This is a genomic window from Pseudorhodobacter wandonensis (genome assembly GCF_001202035.1).
In the GTDB taxonomy this organism is placed as follows: Bacteria; Pseudomonadota; Alphaproteobacteria; order Rhodobacterales; family Rhodobacteraceae; genus Pseudorhodobacter; species Pseudorhodobacter wandonensis.
On the sequence record NZ_LGHT01000027.1, the window covers coordinates 13,785 to 31,849 of the forward strand.

The window sequence follows — 18,065 nt, forward strand, 5'->3', positions numbered from 1 at the left end:
ATGAAACAGAAACTTGTCGTTATCGGCGCCGGCATGGCCTCGGGGCGGGTGCTGGAACACCTGCTCGACGCCGACCCGCAAGCCTATGATATCACCTTGTTCAATGGCGAGGCGCGCGGAAACTATAACCGCATCATGCTGTCGCCTGTGTTGTCGGGTGACAAAACCTATGCCGACATCGTAACCCATGATGACGATTGGTATGCCGCCAATGGTATCACCTGCCGCTTTGGCGAACATGTCGTCGCCATCGACCGCGCAGCCAAAAAGGTTACCGGCAAAAATGGCACCGTGTCATATGACAAACTGCTGATCGCCACAGGCTCGGCCCCGTTTATCATTCCGGTACAGGGCAAGGATTTGCCCGGCGTCATCACCTACCGTGATCTCGATGATACCAACGCCATGATCGCCGCCGCCGCCAAAGGTGGCAAAGCCGTTGTGATCGGCGGCGGCCTGCTGGGCCTAGAGGCCGCAGCAGGGCTGGCCGAGCGCGGCATGGACGTAACCGTATTGCACCTGATGGGCCATTTGATGGAACGTCAGCTAGATGAAAGCGCGGGCTTCCTGCTGCGCCGCGATCTAGAGAAAAAGGGCGTCAAGGTGATCTGCCGCGCCTCAACGGCCGCCATCTTGGGCGAAACCCATGTCGAGGCGGTGTTGCTTGAGGATAAAACCGTGTTGGGCGCTGATCTGGTGGTCATGGCCGTCGGTATCCGCCCCGAAACACGGCTGGCTAACGATGCAGGCCTGACCGTGGCGCGCGGGATAGAGGTGAATGCACAGTTGCAAACCTCAGACCCCGATATTTACGCCGTGGGCGAATGTGTCGAGTTCAACAATTACCTCTTTGGCCTCGTCGCCCCGCTCTATGATCAGGCCAAAGTAGTCGCCAATTCGCTGCTGGGCCAGAAAGATGCCTTTGTGGTCAAGGAACTGGCGACCAAGCTAAAGGTCACAGGTTGCGACCTGTTCAGCGCCGGTGACTTTGCCGAGGGCGAAGGCCGCGAGGATATCGTGTTCCGCGACCCTGCGCGCGGTGTCTATCGCCGCTTGGTGATCGAGGATGACGCGCTGATCGGTGCCGTGATGTATGGCGACACATCCGACAGCAACTGGTTCTTTGGCCTGATCAAGGACAAGACCGAAATCTCGGAAATGCGCGAAACCCTGATCTTTGGCCCCGCCTATCAAGGAGGGACCCCCCTGGACCCGTTAGCGGCCGTTGCAGCCTTACCGCGTGATGCGGAAATCTGTGGCTGCAACGGCGTTTGCAAAGGGACGATTGTCGATGCGATCAACGCAGGCGCCACCGATCTGGGCGCCGTGCGGGCAGTGACCAAGGCCTCGGGCTCTTGTGGCACATGCACAGGTTTGGTCGAACAGGTTTTGGCGGTGACGCTGGGCGATGATTTCGTGCTGCCCACCAGCCAGCCAATGTGCAAATGCACCGATATGACGCATGAAGACGTGCGCCGCATGATCAAAAGCCAAGAGCTGAAATCCATGCCCGCCGTCAGGCAGGCGTGTAACTGGACAACGCCAGATGGTTGCCACAGCTGCCGCCCGGCACTGAACTTTTACCTGTTGGCCGATTGGCCGCTGGAATACGCCGATGATCCGCAAAGCCGGTTCATCAACGAGCGCAAACACGCGAACATTCAAAAAGACGGCACATTTAGCGTGGTGCCGCGGATGTGGGGCGGCATCACCACCCCTGCGGAATTGCGCGCCATCGCCGATGCAGCCGAAAAATACATGGTGCCAACGGTTAAGGTAACTGGCGGCCAGCGCATCGATTTGCTGGGCGTCAAAGGTGAGGATTTGCCGAGCATCTGGGCCGATCTGAATGCCGCCGGCATGGTTTCCGGCCACGCCTATTCCAAAGGCTTGCGCACGGTGAAAACCTGTGTGGGCACCGACCATTGCCGCTTTGGCACCCAAGACAGCACCGGCCTTGGCATCAAGCTGGAAAAAACCCTTTGGGGGTCATGGACGCCGCATAAGCTAAAGCTGGGCGTGTCGGGTTGCCCGCGCAACTGTGCCGAGGCAACCTGCAAAGACATCGGGATTGTCTGCGTCGACAGCGGCTATCAGATCAGCATCGGTGGTGCGGCGGGCATGGATGTGCGCGAAACCGAGTTGCTTATTCAGGTTCCAACCGAGGAAGAGGCGATTGCCGTGATCAAGGCTGTTACCCAGCTTTACCGCGAAAACGCCAAATATCTGGACCGGATTTACAAATGGATGGCCAAGGTCGGCCTTGATTGGATCACGGCGCAAGTCAGCGACCTTGAAACCCGCACCGCACTTGTTGACCGGTTTGAACTGTCGCAATCCATCTACCGCACAGACCCTTGGGCCGATCACATCGCCAAAAATGCCGAAACCTATCAGCCCCTAGCAGACCTTACATTGGAGGCCGCAGAATGAGTGACTGGATCGATATTGCCGCCCTTGATGACATCGCCTTGCGCGGCGCGCGCGTGGTGAAAACCGCGCTGGGCTGTGTCGCCGTATTCCGCACCGCCACGGATGAGGTGTTCGCGATTGACAACACCTGCCCGCATAAAAAGGGGCCTCTGTCCGAAGGCATCGTGCATGGCAACTCGGTCACTTGCCCGTTGCACAACTGGGTTATCAGCTTGGAAACCGGCTTGGTACAAGGGCCGGATGTAGGCGCGGTCGCCACCTTTCCCACGCGGGTCGAAAATGGGCGGATCTTGCTTGACGCCACCACTTTGCGGGCGCGGGCGGCGGCATGAGCATCAAAACCACCTGCCCCTATTGCGGTGTCGGCTGCGGCGTGCTTGTGGCGGTCGATGGTTCGATAAAAGGCGACCCCGATCACCCCGCCAATTTCGGGCGGCTCTGTTCCAAAGGGTCGGCTTTGGGTGAAACCATTGGTCTTGAGGGGCGACTTCTGGCCCCGCAAATCAACGGGCAGGCGGCGGAATGGGATACAGCGCTGGATCTGGTTGCTGACAAATTCAGCGCGGCAATCCGCGAACATGGCCCCGATAGCGTGGCGTTTTACGTCTCTGGCCAATTGTTGACCGAGGATTACTACATCGCCAACAAGTTGATGAAGGGCTATATCGGATCAGCCAATATCGACACGAACTCACGGCTTTGCATGGCGTCGAGCGTGGCCGGCCACAAGCGCGCCTTTGGCACCGATACCGTCCCCGGCACGTATGAAGATCTGGAGCAGGCCGATCTGGTCGTGCTTGTCGGGTCCAACCTTGCCTGGTGCCATCCGGTGCTGTTTCAGCGCATCGTCGCTGCAAAATCGGCACGGCCGGAAATGCGCGTCGTCAATATCGACCCGCGCAAAACCGCGACCAGCGGGCTGGCCGATCTGCATTTATCCGTGGCCCCGGATGGTGACATCGCTGTGTTCAACGGGCTTTTGTGCCACCTGGCCGATACAGGCGCGGTGGACCACACCTATGTCGCGGACCACGTTAACGGGTTTGACGCTGCATTAGCCGCCGCACGCGCCAGCGACCCCAAAAATAGCGGTGTTAACGACGCCGATCTTGCCGCGTTTTACCAGCTTTGGGCCGGCACGAAAAAGGTGGTCACAGTCTATTCCCAAGGCGTCAACCAATCGGCCTGCGGCACCGACAAGGTTAACGCGATTATCAATTGCCACCTTGCCACGGGCCGCATCGGGCAGCCCGGAATGGGGCCGTTTTCCGTTACTGGCCAACCTAATGCGATGGGCGGGCGCGAGGTGGGCGGCCTTGCCAATATGCTGGCCAACCATCTGGATATTGAAAACCCCGATCACCGCGGGGCTGTCCAGAATTTTTGGAACAGCCCTACAATCAGCACCAAGCCGGGCTTGAAAGCGGTCGAATTGTTTGACGCCTGCGCGCGGGGCCAGATCAAGGCACTCTGGATCATGTCCACCAATCCGGCGGTCAGCCTTCCCGATGCCAACCACGTGGCCGCAGCGATCAAGGCTGTGCCTTTCACCGTTGTATCCGATATCATGGCCCGCACCGATACCGGTGATCTGGCTGATGTGTTGTTGCCCGCCACCGGATGGGGCGAGAAATCCGGCACAGTCACCAATTCCGAACGCGTGATCTCGCGTCAGCGCCCGTTTTTGCCCGCGCCCGGCGCCGCACGTCCAGATTGGCAAGTGCTCTGCCAGGTTGCGGCACGCATGGGCTGGGCCGATGCCTTTGCCTATACCGCGCCCGATCAGATTTTCCGCGAATATGCCGCGCTCAGCGAAACGGCGATCCGCTTTGACCGCGATCTCGACCTGACCGGCCTTGCCGACATAAACGCCAGCACCTACGACGCAATGGCCCCCGTGCAATGGCCCGTGCCAGCAAAGGGGCCAGCCGGCGGGCGCTTCTTTGCCAAGGGCAGGTTTTACCACCCTGACGGCCGCGCGTGGATGCTGCCGATTGCTGCGCCTGTTCAGGCGACAGGTCTGCGCCTAAACACCGGCCGGGTGCGTGACCAATGGCACACGATGACCCGCACTGGCAAATCCCCGAAACTGGGTGCGCATCTGGCCGAACCGTTTGTGGAAATCCATCCTGATGATGCACAGGCAAACGGTATTGCCCCCGCCACATTGGTCGCCGTCAGCAGCCCGCAGGGCCGTGGCATTTTCCGCGCCTTGCTGACCGATCGCGTGCAGCCGGGCCAAGTGTTCGCCCCCATGCATTGGACCCGCCAGAACAGCGCCAACAGCCACACCAATACGCTTGTCGCCGCCGTGATCGACCAAATCTCGGGTCAACCCGCCTCAAAGGGTAGTATGGTCGCCATGCAGCCCTTTGCCGCCAATTGGTACGGCTTTGTCGCCAGCCAAACGCCGATACAACCCACCGCGGACTATTGCGCCATTGCGCGCAGCACGACCGGATGGACCGCCGAGCTGGCCGGTACCGCTACACCAGACGATTGGACGGTGTTTCTGGCATCGCTGACGGGGCAGGGGGCCGATGCGGCCAGCGCTTATGTCGATGCAAAGACCGGACAAACCCGCATTGCCCTGACACATGACGGCGTTATCACGGCACTGCTTTTTGTCGGGCGCGAACCGGTTGCATTGCAGCGCCGTACCGTCACCCAGACCATCGGGCAATCGCAACCTTCCATCGGGGCCTTGGCCGGCCGTCCGGCAGGCAGCGGCCCGGACGAAGGCGCGATTCTCTGCTCGTGCTTTTCTGTCGGGGTCAACACAATCCAACAAGCGATTGCAGGCGGCGCGAACAGCCTTGCCGAGATCGGCGCGCGCACCTGTGCGGGCACCAATTGCGGCTCTTGCCGACCCGAGATCACCGCCCTTTTGGCGGCACACTTGCCGAAAATGGCCGCCGAGTAACACCTTGGCCGCCAAAGGCACCCGCCGCGCCACCACACGACAAGCGGTTGCCGTAGGTCAAGGACACGTGTAAGAAGCGTGCAGGAAAATAGGTCTGCGTAGCTCAGCTGGATAGAGCACAGGATTCCTAGTTCAAAATTGGGCGTTGTGTTTGGAAACGGCACAACGGATCTGCTCAAATTCGGGGAACGCTACGGTGCACATGCACCTTGCCAATCCCGAGCCAAGCCCCGAAAGGGGAAGGTGTAGAGACTGGTAGGGCAGCACCTAAAGGCCACAAGCCAAAGGTGAAGGGACAGTCCAGACCACGAACGCCCGCAAGGGCGGCGGTGAAAGCCGAAGTGGTATGAATCCTGGGGCCGTGGGTTCGAATCCCGCCGCGGACACCATTTTCCTATTCCATCCTTTGTTTGTGGCTTTGCGCTCAACAGGTGCGGGCATCAGCCTGCGGCTTGCGCGCCGGTGTTGCCCTGCGGCAGGGCGCGCTTGCACCAAACTGGACATTTTGTCCTAAAGATTTTCGGCCGACCCCCATTTTGTCCGTTTTGGCAATCGGTTCGGGGTGCTAAGCAACCCCGAGACGCCGGACGAAACGGAATGGATATGCCTTGGCATGAATGATATTTGGCAAGGCCTGGCCCAAGCGGCACGGCTTATTGTGGCCCGCGATGCCGATTTGATCGAAATCGCTACGCTGTCGCTTCAGGTCAGCCTTGGGGCAACGCTGGTTGCATCCCTGATCGGGCTGCCGCTTGGCGCGTGGCTTGCGATTAACCGCTTTCGTGTGCGGCGTGTGGTCATCGCGACGATGAACGCGCTGATGGGCCTGCCGCCTGTGGTCGTCGGCCTGTTTGTCTATGTGCTGTTTTCGCGCTCTGGCCCGTTTGGGGTGCTCGGGCTGTTGTTTACGCCAACTGCGATGGTCATTGCCCAGGTCATCATCATCACCCCCATCGTCGCCTCTATCTCGCATCAAGCCATCCGTGACCTTTGGGCCGATTACCACGACCTGCTGATCTCGCTGAACGCCAGCCGCACCCAGCGCATCAAGGCGCTGCTGTGGGATGGGCGGCGCGCGCTGATGACGGCATCGCTGGCAGGATTTGGCCGCGCGATTGGCGAGGTCGGCGCAATCATGATCGTCGGCGGCAATATCGACCACGCCACCCGCGTCCTGACCACCGCCATCGCGCTGGAAACCGGCAAGGGAGAGTTCGGCATGGCGCTTGCGCTTGGCTTTGTGCTGATCGCGCTGGCGGTGCTCGTAAACCTGACGGTGCATTTCCTGTCGCGCACAGAAAGGGGCAGCCGATGGTAAGCACTATCCTGCCGCTGACGGTTGAAAACATTGCGCTGCGCAGGCGCGGGCGCCGCATCCTTGGCCCGATTTCCTGGCAATTGGGCGGCACAGGCATTACCGTGCTGATGGGGCCAAACGGTTCGGGTAAAACCTCGTTTTTGCGCGCAATGCACGGGCTGGAACGCATTTCTGACGGCCGCCTGCACTGGTCTGCCCCGATTGACCAAACCCGCGCACGGCAAAGCTTCGTCTTTCAAACCCCCATTCTGATGCGCCGCTCGGTTGTGGATTGCATCGCCTATCCGCTGCTGCTGGATGGCGTGTCGCGCCGCATTGCCCGTGATCGCGCGGCCGAGGCAGCGACGCAGGTCGGGCTAGCCGCCATGCTTGACCAACCCGCGCAATTGCTTTCAGGCGGCGAAAAGCAAAAGCTGGCCTTGGCACGGGCCTTGGTGCGTGGCCCCGAATTGCTGTTTCTCGATGAACCCTGCGCCAACCTCGACGGCCGCTCGACCAGTGATATTGAAAAGATCCTGCTGGCCGCCCGCGATGCCGGTACGCGCATCGTTATGTCCACCCATAACCTCGGTCAGGCGCGCCGCTTGGCGGATGACGTGTTGTTTCTCTATGTCGGCCAACTTGTCGAGTTCGGCCCCGCATCCCGTGTTCTTCAAACCCCAGCAACCCCCGAAATGACGGCTTTCATCAAAGGAGACCTACTACCATGATGTTGAAATCACTTGCTTTGCTTGCGGCAATGGCCCTGGGCACCGCAGCCTCGGCCGAAGAGATGAAGATGGCCGTGACAACATCTTTTGCCAACTCTGGCCTTGCCGAGGTGCTGTTGCCCGAAATCGAAAAAGACACCGGTATCACCGTGCAGTTGCTGGTCGTCGGCACCGGTCAGGCGCTGACTTTGGGCGCCGCGGGCGATGTTGACGCCGTTCTTGTCCATTCCCGTGCCGCCGAGGATAAATGGCTGGCCGAAGGTAACGGCACCCACCGCCGCGAGATTATGTATAATGATTTCGTGATTGTCGGCCCGTCGACAGACCCCGCAGGTACCAAAACTGCTACCAATGCGACCGACGCGTTCAAGGCCATCGCCGCCGCTCAGGCCCCCTTTGTCAGCCGTGGCGATGACAGCGGCACCCATAAGATGGAACAAGCGCTGTGGAAAACCGCAGGCATTGAACCCGTGGGCGATTGGTACCGCTCGGTTGGGCAGGGCATGGGGGCGGCGCTGAACACCGCTGCCGGCATGAACGCCTATATCCTTGCCGACCGCGCAAGCTGGCTGAATTTTGGCAACAAGGCTGATCTGGCGATTGATTTCCAAGGCGACCCCGCGTTGTTCAACCAATACGCCTATCTGCCGGTGAACCCCGAAAAGTACCCGCATGTGAAAGCTGAACTGGTTGAAAAGCTAGAGGATTGGCTGGTCAGCGATAAAGCCAAAGGCTTGATTGAAGGCTATAAAATCGCGGGCCAACAGCTTTTCGTGTTCAACGCCCAGCCTGAATAAACGGGCAGCGGCGCCTGTAACGGGCGCCGCTTACTCGTCTGGTACCGAATGAATCGCGAACTGGTCCAGCCCCGCGTCATTCGCCTCGATATAGCGAAACTGCTCGCGCACGCCGGCCTCGGTCAATTCGCGCAGCACAGTCAGCACCGTATTGGGGGCATGGTCGGCGCACAGCTCGGCCATATGCTCTAATTCCTCCAGCGCCACGGGCAAGGCCGCCTCAAGGTTAGGCGCGCCGTAGACATCGACAAAATGCTGCGCAAGCTGGCGCAGCAGCGCGTCAAATTCGACCTGTTCGATTTGCGCGGTGGCCACAAAGGTCACGCGACCAAAGGTTTCTACCCCCAGCCAGCCATTGGCAAAGGCCTGCCGCGCCTTGCCGACCAAATCACCCTGCGCCCAGTTCGAAAACTCGAACCCGCCCGAAACCGCCCATTCGCCGGTGCGGGCAGGGTTGTGAAACACATTGCGGTCGCTTTCGTCAAAATGGATGGCACGTGCCAGAAGGCGGGGCATATCAAAGATCCTCTAACAGTTTGGACAGCGCAATAAGGTGGGTTTTCTCACCATATTTCAACAGCATACCAAAGTTTTCATCGACACCAAGGAAAACCCCGCTTTGCCGCACACCATCCATCGGCAGGCTGATTTCTTTGCCGATATTCCACGCCAGACCTTGCCATTCGCGGTGCAAACCGGCGCGGCCCTTGGCGTCATCCAACGCGCCCAGCCACAGCATCGCATGGCGCGACCAAGCTTCAAGGATCAGATGCGGATCAATCTCGCCGCAACCTTCTTGTGACAGCGCCGTCCAATTGGGCGTCTCGCCGGGTTCCAGCTTGTCAGGCAGGGCCAGCGTCAGCTCTATCCCCACGACCATCCAATCCGGCACCGCCATTGGATCGCGGCTTGCGGCCACCGCCCGCAAACCGCCGACATGCCCGCCATTCAGCCGAATGCCGCCCGTCCAGTCCAGATGCACCGCAGTTTCGGGCGGCGCATAGGTGCCAAGCGCGTTTTGCAGCGCCACCCCGCAGGCGCAAAACGCCGCCATCGCCTGCTCCAGCGGAATCTCGGGTGCCAAAACAATCGCGGCGCGCAACCGCTCGGGCGATAGCGACCACGTAAGCAGCCCCGAATCCACCCCCTTTTCGGCCTCGCTGACCGCAACGGCCAACGGGTTGGCAGGGCCAGTCGCAAGCCCCTTTAGCAGGGGCGGAAAGGATGGAACCGCGTTCATGCCTGCCCTTTCGCAATCAAATCGCGTGCCAAATTGCGGAATGCCTGCGCCTGCGACGAATTGGGTTTCGAAACCACAATTGGCGCGCCGCCATCGGCCGCCGTGCGAATATCCAGATGCAGCGGAATTTCCGCCAGCAGTGGCACACCCAGCTTTTTGGCCTCTTGCGCCACGCCGCCATGGCCGAAAATATGCTCTTCATGGCCGCATTGGCTGCAAATATGCGTGGACATGTTTTCGATCAGCCCAAGGATCGGCGTGCCGAGTTTCTTAAACATATCAATGCCTTTGCGGGCATCCAGCAGCGCAATATCTTGCGGGGTGGAAACGATGATCGCACCGTCCAGCTGTGATTTCTGCGCCAGCGTCATTTGCACATCACCCGTGCCGGGCGGCAAATCAACGATCAGCACATCCAGCGCCCCCCATTGCACCTGAAACAACATCTGCTGCAAGGCGCCCATCAACATCGGGCCACGCCAGACCACGGCCTCATCTTCCTGCGTCATCAGGCCCAGCGACATCAGCGTGACACCGTGGTTGCGCAGCGGCAAAATCGTCTTGCCATCGGGGCTGGCGGGTCGGCCCGAAACGCCCAGCATGCGCGGCTGGCTGGGGCCGTAAACATCGGCATCCAACAGCCCGACCTTGCGCCCCTCGGCCGCCAAAGCCGTGGCAAGGTTGGCCGAAACCGTCGATTTCCCAACGCCGCCCTTGCCCGAGGCAATCGCCAGAATCCGCGCCACACCGGGAATCTTCTCTGGCCCCGCAGCCTTGGCCGGCGCATGGCTATGCGAATGCCCTGAGGATTTCAGATCTGGCGGCGCCTTGGGCGCACTATGCGCCGTCATCACGATGGAAACCGTTTCCACCCCCGCCAAAGCCCGAATTTTCGCTTCGGCCTCGGCGCGGGGTTCTTCCATCTTTTTCGCGCGGGCCGGGTCAATTTCCAGCACAAACCGCACCGCGCCGCCATCAACCGTCAGCGCCCGCACCATGCCGGAACTGACCAGATCATTGCCACGAACGGGGTCGATGACCGTCTTTAGCACCGCCAGAACATCATCGCGCGTCACAGTCATTCACTTGGCCCCATGATCTTGCCTTCAACCACATGCGTCAGATCAACCCCGTCAATCGTCAGCGTCATGCGCGCATTCAAAACCTTGCCCGCAACGGCGGGGCCTGCATCGCGCACCGCCGCCTCAATCGCTTGTTGCGAGGTCACGCCGACCTGTTTCAGAAACTTGCGCAAAGACATGTTGAAATCGTCATCCATCTTGGGGCCCTCATCGGTTATGGGTTGTGTTCAGTGATCGCGGCGCTTGCTCAGATAGTCATCAGTGGTGCGCACGCGCGGGCGCTCGCCGCCCGCCATAGGGTTGTTTTCGCTGTGATATTGCGACTGAATGCGGCAATCATCGCACATCTGTATCAACCTGCCGGCACCAGTTTGCAGAAACATCGAATGCTTGCCCGCCAGCTTATCCATAATCTTTTCAATCGTCGATTTCACGCCAAACAACTTGCCACATTCGACGCAAGGAAACGGCTCTTCCTCATGCAAAACCCGTTGGCCAAAGGCGGCGTCGGTCGGGTCAAACTGCGGTTTCAGCGTGATCGCGTTTTCGGGGCAAACGGTTTCACAAATCCCGCATTGCAGGCAGGCATCTTCCTGAAACCGCAGCTGCGGCTTATCAGGGTTATCCATCAACGCCCCGTTCGGGCAAAGCGACGCACAAGACAGGCACAGCGTGCAGGCATCGGTATCCACCACAACCGCCCCATAAGGCGCGCCAAAGGGCAGCGCCACCGCAGCCACCGCATCCGGCAGTAATGCCTTGCCGGCCAGCCGCGCAATCTGGCGGCGGCTGCCCATCGCCAAAACCGGCGCCTGCACAGGCGGCGCCACCGGCCCACCCGCAAACAGCATATCCGACAGCGCATCAGGGTCGGCGACATCAATCAACCGCAACCGGTCCGCGCCACCCATCGCGGCGGCCAGCGCTATCTCGGCATTGATCGGGGCGCGCTCGGTGCGGGGGGCGGCCAGAACATCGACGGCATGAAAGCCAAAGGCCAGCGCCGCCAGCATCTCCGCATGGCCAAAACCCGCCAAAGCCGCAACCGACAGCGGGATAACATCGGCAGGCAAGCCCCGCCCGAACCGCGCCGCAAGCGCGATCATTTCCGCGCCATGATCGGTGTCATGCACCAACAGGCGCGGGGCCTTGCCGCCCGCAGCCAGATAGGTCTCGGCCAACACCCGCACCCGCCGCAAAACATGGTCAACCGGCGGCGCGTCATAGCGAATGGCCCCCGAAGGGCAAAGCGCCGAACATGCCCCGCAGCCCGCACAGACCATCGGGTCAATCTCGATATGGTCGCCATCGGGGCGAATGGCGCTGGTCGGGCACACATCAAGGCAGCGCGTGCAGCCGGTCTGCCCCGCCCGCGAATGGGCGCACAGGTGCTGCTCCAGCATCAGATGCAACGGCTTTTCAAACGTCCCGACCATCTGGCTGGCCTTAAAGATCGCGTCGCCAATCGCCACAGGGTCACGCGGGTCAGCGCGCAAGTATCCATCGCGTTTATGCGGCGCAGGAAACAGGCTCGTCTCGCCTGTCAGGTCCAGAATAATATCACACACCGTCGTCGCGCCATCCCTTGGCGCTGTAAGGCCAAAGCCACCGCGCCCGCCGGGTTCAAGCATTTGCAGCGCATCCATCTGCACGCTGAAATTGCCCAGCGTCCCCACAGCCCGCCGCAACCGCCCGCGCACCACCTCAACCTTGCGGGTCATCGGCAGCTCTCCCGCGTCAGTCAGCAGCACCGTCACCGCAAGCGTGTCGGCCAGTTTTTCGGCCACAGGCAGGGCCACATCGCCACGCCCGATCACAAGGCAAATCCCCTCGGACACCACATCAACCGACTTGGCACTCGGCGCGGGCAGCTGGCTTTCGGTAATCAGCGCCGCCATTTTGGGCATCGCATCTGCATCATCCGACCAGCCCGCGCGGTCACGAATATCGACAAAATCCGGCGCATCCACGCCCAGTTCGGCGGCCAATTCGGCAAAGCGCGGGGCCTCTTGCTGGCAGGCAATCAGCGCCTCGCCCTTGGCAATCGCATCGCCCGCCGCACCCAGCCCGGTTGTGCAAAGTGCGCTATGAACGCGTGAGCAGGCCAAGCCGGTCGCCGCCGAAATGCCCGCTGAATCAATGCGCTGACTATCCAAACAATTACACAAAATCAGATGTTTAGCCATATATCTCTCCCCCGATGGCTGCCCGGAAACGTCGCCTCTGTTTCTGGCTGGCATGGGCAGCTAGGCACGAAACCGCCGTCGGCGTAAAGGCCAATCCGTCGAAACGGCAAGTGATTCGTTCACAATCCGCAAGAAAATTTCCGACTGAAAAAGACGGGTTTTTGGGGTCGGTCAATACGTCCAGCCACCTATGGGCCACCGATAGTCAAAGTGGACATTTTGTCCACTACGCCAAGACCTCGGGCAGCAATCGAATGATTCGGCAAAATAATATTTGGCCCCGACCAAGATCGTCGGCACACTGAATCATAAGCCTGATGAAACATCGGCATCCTTGGGAGGGGACAATTTCGTAATGGCGCTAACTCGCGCAACCATGCCGGTTGGCATCGTCGTTCGCAAAACACCGGGCGTTACCCGCTGGGCCAAATGGTCTTGGCGGGTTGTGGCGGTTTTGCCCGGCGCCGGCCCCGCCAAGTGGCGCGAATTGCGGCGCGAGGGCGACGTGGTCGAGTATCACGCCGCCACCCTTAATCTGGATTTGTGGTCCAGCGATACCGAGGCGTATCTAACCGGCCTCGCTGCCAAAACCCCCAGCGTCATCGTGGTGCTGCGCGATGCGCCCGATGCCGACATTCCGTTTGAACCTGCGATTGTCACCGCCTCTCCTTACGAAGGGCAAGATTACCTCGACAGCGGCGAAGGCCTGATCGAGGCCGTGCCAATGCCGCTTGGCATGATCGGCTGGATCATGGATTTCGTGCAAGAGCATCACGTCGAGGAAGTCTTTATCAAACGCAAGCGCGACAAAAAGCGCGTCGATCTGACCGAGGATGGCAAAGGCGATGCCCGCATCCGCCAGCTTTCCGATGTGTTCCGCGCCCCCCGCAGCAGCGAGGTGCCGTGATGCCAGCAACATCATTCTGGTCCCGCCGCAAAGCTGCCGTTCAGGCCGAAGCCGCCGCCGAGGCACAGGCCGCACAGCTTGCCGCACAGGCGGCGCAAGCCAAAGCGCTAGATGACACCCAAGCCGAGATGACCGAGGCCGAACTGCTGGAAAGCCTTGGCCTGCCCGACCCCGACAGCCTGACCAAGGGCGATGATTTCTCGGCCTTCATGGCCCGCGCCGTGCCCGAGCATCTGCGCCGCCGCGCGCTGCGCAAGCTGTGGGTCAGCAACCCCGTTTTGGCCAATCTCGATGGTTTGGTTGACCATGGCGAGGATTACACCGATGCCGCCACCGTCATGCCCGATATGAAAACCGCCTATCAGGTCGGGCAGGGGATGTTGCAACACGTGCTAGCATTGGCCGAACAGGCCGAGGCCGCACAAGAGCCACCAACCCGGCCAGAGCCCGCAGATATTGCGTCAGAGGCAGAAGAAGTGACCGCCGAAGCGGCGCCAGACCCAATACCTGACCAAGCGCCAGAACCCATGGCCGAGACCGTCGAACAGCCGGACCCCCCGCCAGCACGCCGCCACATGCGTTTCGAATTTGCAAGCTAAGGACCAAGGCATGACCCAAACCGCCCCCACGCAACAGATTGCCGAAGAAGACGCCCTTCGCGCCGATCTTTACCGGTTCATGTCGGCGCTTTTGGCCCACCCGCCCAGCCGCGATTTGCTGACCCGCACCGCCGCGCTGACCGGCGACGAGTCGCCTTTGGGCAAGTCAATCACCACGCTTGCCAAACTGGCCCGCGCCGCCACCCCCGGCTCGGTCGAGCGCGAGTTTAACACGCTGTTCATCGGCGTCGCACGGGGCGAACTGCTGCCCTATGCCAGTTTTTACATGACCGGCTTTTTGAACGAAAAGCCGCTGGCCCTGCTGCGTGCCGATATGGCCGCGCAATCGATTTCCCGCGCAGCGAACGTGTACGAACCCGAAGACAACATCGCCAGCCTGCTGGAAATGATGGCAGGTTTGATTGAGGGCAGCTTTGGCCCCCCTGCCAGCCTTGACGCGCAAAAGACCTTTTTCAACCGCCACATCGCCCCTTGGGCCGGTCACTTCTTTACAGATCTTGAGGCGGCCAAAGCCTCGGTTTTCTACGCCCCCGTGGGCAGCATCGGCCGCATCTTTATTGAGATTGAGCGCGAGGCGTTTCGCCTGACCGCTGCGCCCAACGCCCATTCCTAGCATTCCGGCTGCGGGCCGCCCGCAGCACCCAACCCGCAAACAGAAAGGCACGTTACCATGGCCAAAACACCGCAAACCAAACCCGAAACCGATGCCAGCCGCCGTAATTTTCTGAAACTGGCAGGCACGGCCCCAGTTGCCGCTGCGGCAGTCACGCTGACCGGCACCGCCGCGCAGGCCAAAGCCGAACCCAAATCCTCGGGGCTGCAAGATACAGCCCATACCCGCGCCTACCTCGCCACGGCACGGTTTTAATTCGCAAGCCCCGCGCAGGGGCACCCAAGGCCAGTACGGCCACGCAAAAGGGAGACGGACATGTTAAGAAAAAAGACAAACGGTGCGGCACGCACAGGGCATCGCGTCCCGCTGCTTTCGTCCATTTCGCAGACCACGGTTGACCGGCGCAGTTTCCTGCGCGGCTCGGGCCTTGCGATTGGCGGGCTTGCAGCATTGGGCGCCACAGGCGGTACAGTGACCCGCGCCGAGGCGCAAACCGCCGTGGCAAATGCCGTTGAAACCATCAAATCGGTCTGCACCCATTGCTCGGTCGGTTGTACCGTGCTGGCCGAGGTTGATAACGGCGTCTGGATCGGCCAGGAACCCGGCTTTGACAGCCCGTTCAACCTTGGCGGCTATTGCGCCAAAGGGGCCTCGGTGCGTGAACACGCCCATGGCGAACGCCGCCTGAAATACCCGATGAAAAAAGAGGGCGGCGAGTGGAAGCGCATCTCGTGGGAGCAGGCGATCAACGAGCTTGGCGACAAGATGATGCAAGTCCGCCAAGACAGCGGGCCGGATTCGGTTTACTGGCTCGGCTCGGCCAAGCATAGCAACGAACAGGCCTATCTGTTCCGCAAATTCGCCGCCTATTGGGGCAGCAACAACGTCGATCACCAAGCGCGCATTTGCCACTCGACCACGGTTTCCGGCGTGGCCAATACATGGGGCTACGGCGCCATGACCAACAGCTATAATGACATCCACAAATCCCGCGCGATTTTCCTGATTGGTGGCAACCCTGCCGAGGCGCACCCCGTGTCCTTGCTGCACATGCTGAAAGCCAAGGAAGAAAACAACGCGCCCTTGATCGTGGCCGACCCGCGCTTTACCCGCACCGCAGCCCATGCGGATGAATATATGCGCATTCGCCCCGGTACAGATGTGGCTGTGATCTGGGGCTTGCTCTGGCATATCTTTGAAAACGGCTGGGAAGATAAGGAATTCATCCGCACCCGCGTTTGGGGCATGGATCAGATCCGCGACGAAGTGAAAAAGTGGAACCCTGCGGAAACCGAGCGTGTGACCGGCGTGCCCGGCAGCCAGATGGAACGCGTAGCCCGCACCTTGGCAAACAACCGTCCGGGCACTTTGATCTGGTGTATGGGTGGCACGCAACACACCAACGGCAACAACAACACCCGCGCCTATTGCATCCTGCAGCTTGCGCTGGGCAACATGGGCGTGGCCGGTGGCGGCACCAATATTTTCCGCGGCCATGACAACGTGCAGGGCGCAACCGACCTTGGCGTTCTCAGCCATGATTTGCCGGGCTATTACGGCCTTACGGCAGGTGCCTGGGCGCATTGGGCGCGGGTTTGGGGCGAAGACCTCGACTGGCTGAGCGGGCGTTTTGCCACTTTGAACGGCCCCGACGGCAAACCCGCACTCGATGCCGATGGCAAAGAGCGCAGCCTGATGAACGAGAACGGTATCCCCGTGTCGCGCTGGATCGATGGCGTGCTAGAGGATAAAGCCAATATCGACCAGAACGACAACATCAAGGTCATGGTTTTGTGGGGCCACGCGCCCAACTCGCAAACCCGCATGACCGAGATGAAAACCGCGATGGAAAAGCTGGACACGCTGGTCGTGGTTGACCCCTTCCCAACCGTTTCCGCCGTGCTCAGCGACCGTACAGATGGCGTTTATCTGCTGCCCGCGACCACGCAGTTTGAAACCCGTGGCTCGGTCACGGCGTCAAACCGGTCGTTGCAATGGCGCGATAAAATCATGGAACCGCTGTTTGAAAGCAAAACCGACCATGAGATCATCACGCTGTTCGCCAAAAAGTTCGGCTTTGCCGACCGCTTGCTGCGCAATATCAGCATGGACAGCGAGAACGAGCCGAACGTCGAGGACATCACGCGCGAGTTCAACAAAGGCATGTGGACGGTAGGCTATACCGGCCAAAGCCCCGAGCGGATCAAGCTGCACATGGCCAACCAGCACACCTTTGACCGCACGACGTTGCAGGCCATTGGCGGCCCTGCCGATGGCGATTACTATGGCCTGCCATGGCCATGCTGGGGAACGGCGGAAATGAAGCATCCGGGCACCCCGAACCTTTACGATATGTCGAAGCCGGTTTCCAAAGGCGGCTTGACCTTCCGTGCGCGTTTCGGCGTGGAACGCGATGGCCAAAACCTGCTGGCCGAGGGCGTCTATTCCGCAGGCTCGGAAATCAAGGATGGCTACCCCGAATTCACCATGCAAATGCTGATCGATCTGGGCTGGGACAAAGATCTGACCGACGATGAGCGCAAGGCGATCGACGCCGTGGGCGGCCCCAAAGCCAACTGGAAAACCGACCTCTCGGGCGGGATTCAGCGGGTGGCAATCTTGCACGAATGCGCGCCCTTCGGTAACGCCAAGGCCCGTACCGTGGTCTGGACCTTCCCCGATCCGGTGCCGCTGCACCGCGAGCCGCTGTATACCAACCGCCGCGATCTGGTGGCCGATTACCCGACCTATAGCGACCGCAAACTCTATCGTTTGCCTACGCTTTACGCCTCTATCCAGGCCAAGGACTTCAGCAAGGATTACCCGATCATCCTGACCTCGGGGCGACTTGTGGAATATGAAGGTGGTGGCGAAGAAACGCGGTCCAACCCGTGGCTTGCCGAATTGCAGCAAGACATGTTCATCGAAATCAACCCGCGTGATGCCAATAACCTCGGGGTGCGTGACAAAGCGCAGGTCTGGGTCGAAGGGCCAGAGGGCGGCCGCGTCAAAGTCATGGCAATGGTCACCGAACGGGTGGGCGAAGGCGTAGCCTTTATGCCCTTCCACTTTGGCGGCCATTATCAGGGCCAGGATTTGCGCAGCAAATACCCCGAAGGCGCCGATCCGGTCGTCTTGGGCGAAAGCACAAACGTCGCGCAAACCTATGGCTATGACTCGGTGACCCTGATGCAGGAAACCAAGGCAACCCTTTGCAAAATCTCAGCAGCCTAAGG

16 protein-coding genes are annotated in these 18,065 nt (G+C 60.4%); 11 read left to right on the forward strand and 5 right to left on the reverse strand.

All coding sequences use genetic code 11. The features are described from left to right. From nirB to AKU79_RS08205, 6 genes are all read left to right on the forward strand, one after another. Positions 1–2,433, forward strand: coding sequence for a nitrite reductase large subunit NirB (gene nirB, locus AKU79_RS08180; RefSeq protein WP_050523173.1), 2,433 nt, complete (start codon positions 1–3; stop codon positions 2,431–2,433). After that, positions 2,430–2,765 carry a nitrite reductase small subunit NirD gene (nirD, locus tag AKU79_RS08185; protein ID WP_050523112.1) on the forward strand — a complete coding sequence of 112 codons (336 nt, stop codon included), beginning with the start codon at positions 2,430–2,432 and terminating at the stop codon, positions 2,763–2,765. Before nirB ends, nirD begins: the two co-directional genes overlap by 4 nt. Further along, a complete protein-coding gene (locus tag AKU79_RS08190) occupies positions 2,762–5,356 on the forward strand; it encodes a nitrate reductase (RefSeq protein WP_082223975.1) in 2,595 nt (864 codons plus the stop codon). Before nirD ends, AKU79_RS08190 begins: the two co-directional genes overlap by 4 nt. 613 nt (positions 5,357–5,969) lie before the next feature. Beyond that, a complete protein-coding gene (locus AKU79_RS08195; protein ID WP_050523175.1) occupies positions 5,970–6,674 on the forward strand; it encodes an ABC transporter permease in 705 nt (234 codons plus the stop codon). Further along, positions 6,668–7,384, forward strand: coding sequence for an ATP-binding cassette domain-containing protein (locus AKU79_RS08200; RefSeq protein WP_050523113.1), 717 nt, complete (start codon positions 6,668–6,670; stop codon positions 7,382–7,384). The genes AKU79_RS08195 and AKU79_RS08200 overlap by 7 nt, the downstream gene beginning before the upstream one ends. Beyond that, positions 7,384–8,181: a substrate-binding domain-containing protein gene (locus AKU79_RS08205; protein WP_156209605.1), complete on the forward strand. Its 798-nt coding sequence runs from the start codon at positions 7,384–7,386 to the stop codon at positions 8,179–8,181. The genes AKU79_RS08200 and AKU79_RS08205 overlap by 1 nt, the downstream gene beginning before the upstream one ends. A gap of 30 nt (positions 8,182–8,211) precedes the next feature. On the opposite strand, the gene AKU79_RS08210 is transcribed toward AKU79_RS08205, so the two are convergent. From AKU79_RS08210 to AKU79_RS08230, 5 genes are read right to left on the reverse strand one after another with little or no spacing between them, the layout of a single operon-like run. Further along, positions 8,212–8,697, reverse strand: a complete 486-nt coding sequence (locus AKU79_RS08210; RefSeq protein ID WP_156209592.1) for a DUF6505 family protein — start codon at positions 8,695–8,697, stop codon at positions 8,212–8,214. Between the two features lies 1 nt (position 8,698). Then, positions 8,699–9,421: a biotin/lipoate--protein ligase family protein gene (locus AKU79_RS08215; protein WP_050523116.1), complete on the reverse strand. Its 723-nt coding sequence runs from the start codon at positions 9,419–9,421 to the stop codon at positions 8,699–8,701. Next, positions 9,418–10,503, reverse strand: coding sequence for an Mrp/NBP35 family ATP-binding protein (locus tag AKU79_RS08220; protein ID WP_050523117.1), 1,086 nt, complete (start codon positions 10,501–10,503; stop codon positions 9,418–9,420). Before AKU79_RS08220 ends, AKU79_RS08215 begins: the two co-directional genes overlap by 4 nt. Next, positions 10,500–10,700: a DUF6494 family protein gene (locus tag AKU79_RS08225; RefSeq protein WP_050523118.1), complete on the reverse strand. Its 201-nt coding sequence runs from the start codon at positions 10,698–10,700 to the stop codon at positions 10,500–10,502. Before AKU79_RS08225 ends, AKU79_RS08220 begins: the two co-directional genes overlap by 4 nt. Before the next feature lie 30 nt (positions 10,701–10,730). Then, positions 10,731–12,689: a 4Fe-4S binding protein gene (locus AKU79_RS08230; protein WP_050523119.1), complete on the reverse strand. Its 1,959-nt coding sequence runs from the start codon at positions 12,687–12,689 to the stop codon at positions 10,731–10,733. A gap of 355 nt (positions 12,690–13,044) precedes the next feature. Here AKU79_RS08230 and AKU79_RS08235 point away from each other — a divergent pair, with 355 nt between their 5' ends. Genes AKU79_RS08235 through AKU79_RS08255 form a run of 5 tightly spaced genes read left to right on the forward strand, consistent with a single transcriptional unit; the run spans position 13,045 to position 18,063 of the window. Beyond that, complete coding sequence (locus AKU79_RS08235; RefSeq protein WP_231580126.1) at positions 13,045–13,596, forward strand: DUF3305 domain-containing protein; 552 nt, start codon at positions 13,045–13,047, stop codon at positions 13,594–13,596. After that, positions 13,596–14,195, forward strand: coding sequence for a DUF3306 domain-containing protein (locus tag AKU79_RS08240; RefSeq protein WP_050523120.1), 600 nt, complete (start codon positions 13,596–13,598; stop codon positions 14,193–14,195). Before AKU79_RS08235 ends, AKU79_RS08240 begins: the two co-directional genes overlap by 1 nt. Positions 14,196–14,205: 10 nt before the next feature. Then, positions 14,206–14,829, forward strand: coding sequence for a TorD/DmsD family molecular chaperone (locus AKU79_RS08245; RefSeq protein ID WP_050523121.1), 624 nt, complete (start codon positions 14,206–14,208; stop codon positions 14,827–14,829). Between the two features lie 57 nt (positions 14,830–14,886). Next, positions 14,887–15,084, forward strand: coding sequence for a twin-arginine translocation signal domain-containing protein (locus AKU79_RS08250; protein WP_050523122.1), 198 nt, complete (start codon positions 14,887–14,889; stop codon positions 15,082–15,084). A 60-nt stretch (positions 15,085–15,144) separates the two neighbouring features. After that, positions 15,145–18,063 (forward strand): formate dehydrogenase subunit alpha, encoded by a 2,919-nt coding sequence (locus tag AKU79_RS08255; RefSeq protein WP_050523123.1) that lies wholly within the window; start codon positions 15,145–15,147, stop codon positions 18,061–18,063. Positions 18,064–18,065 lie beyond the last annotated feature (2 nt).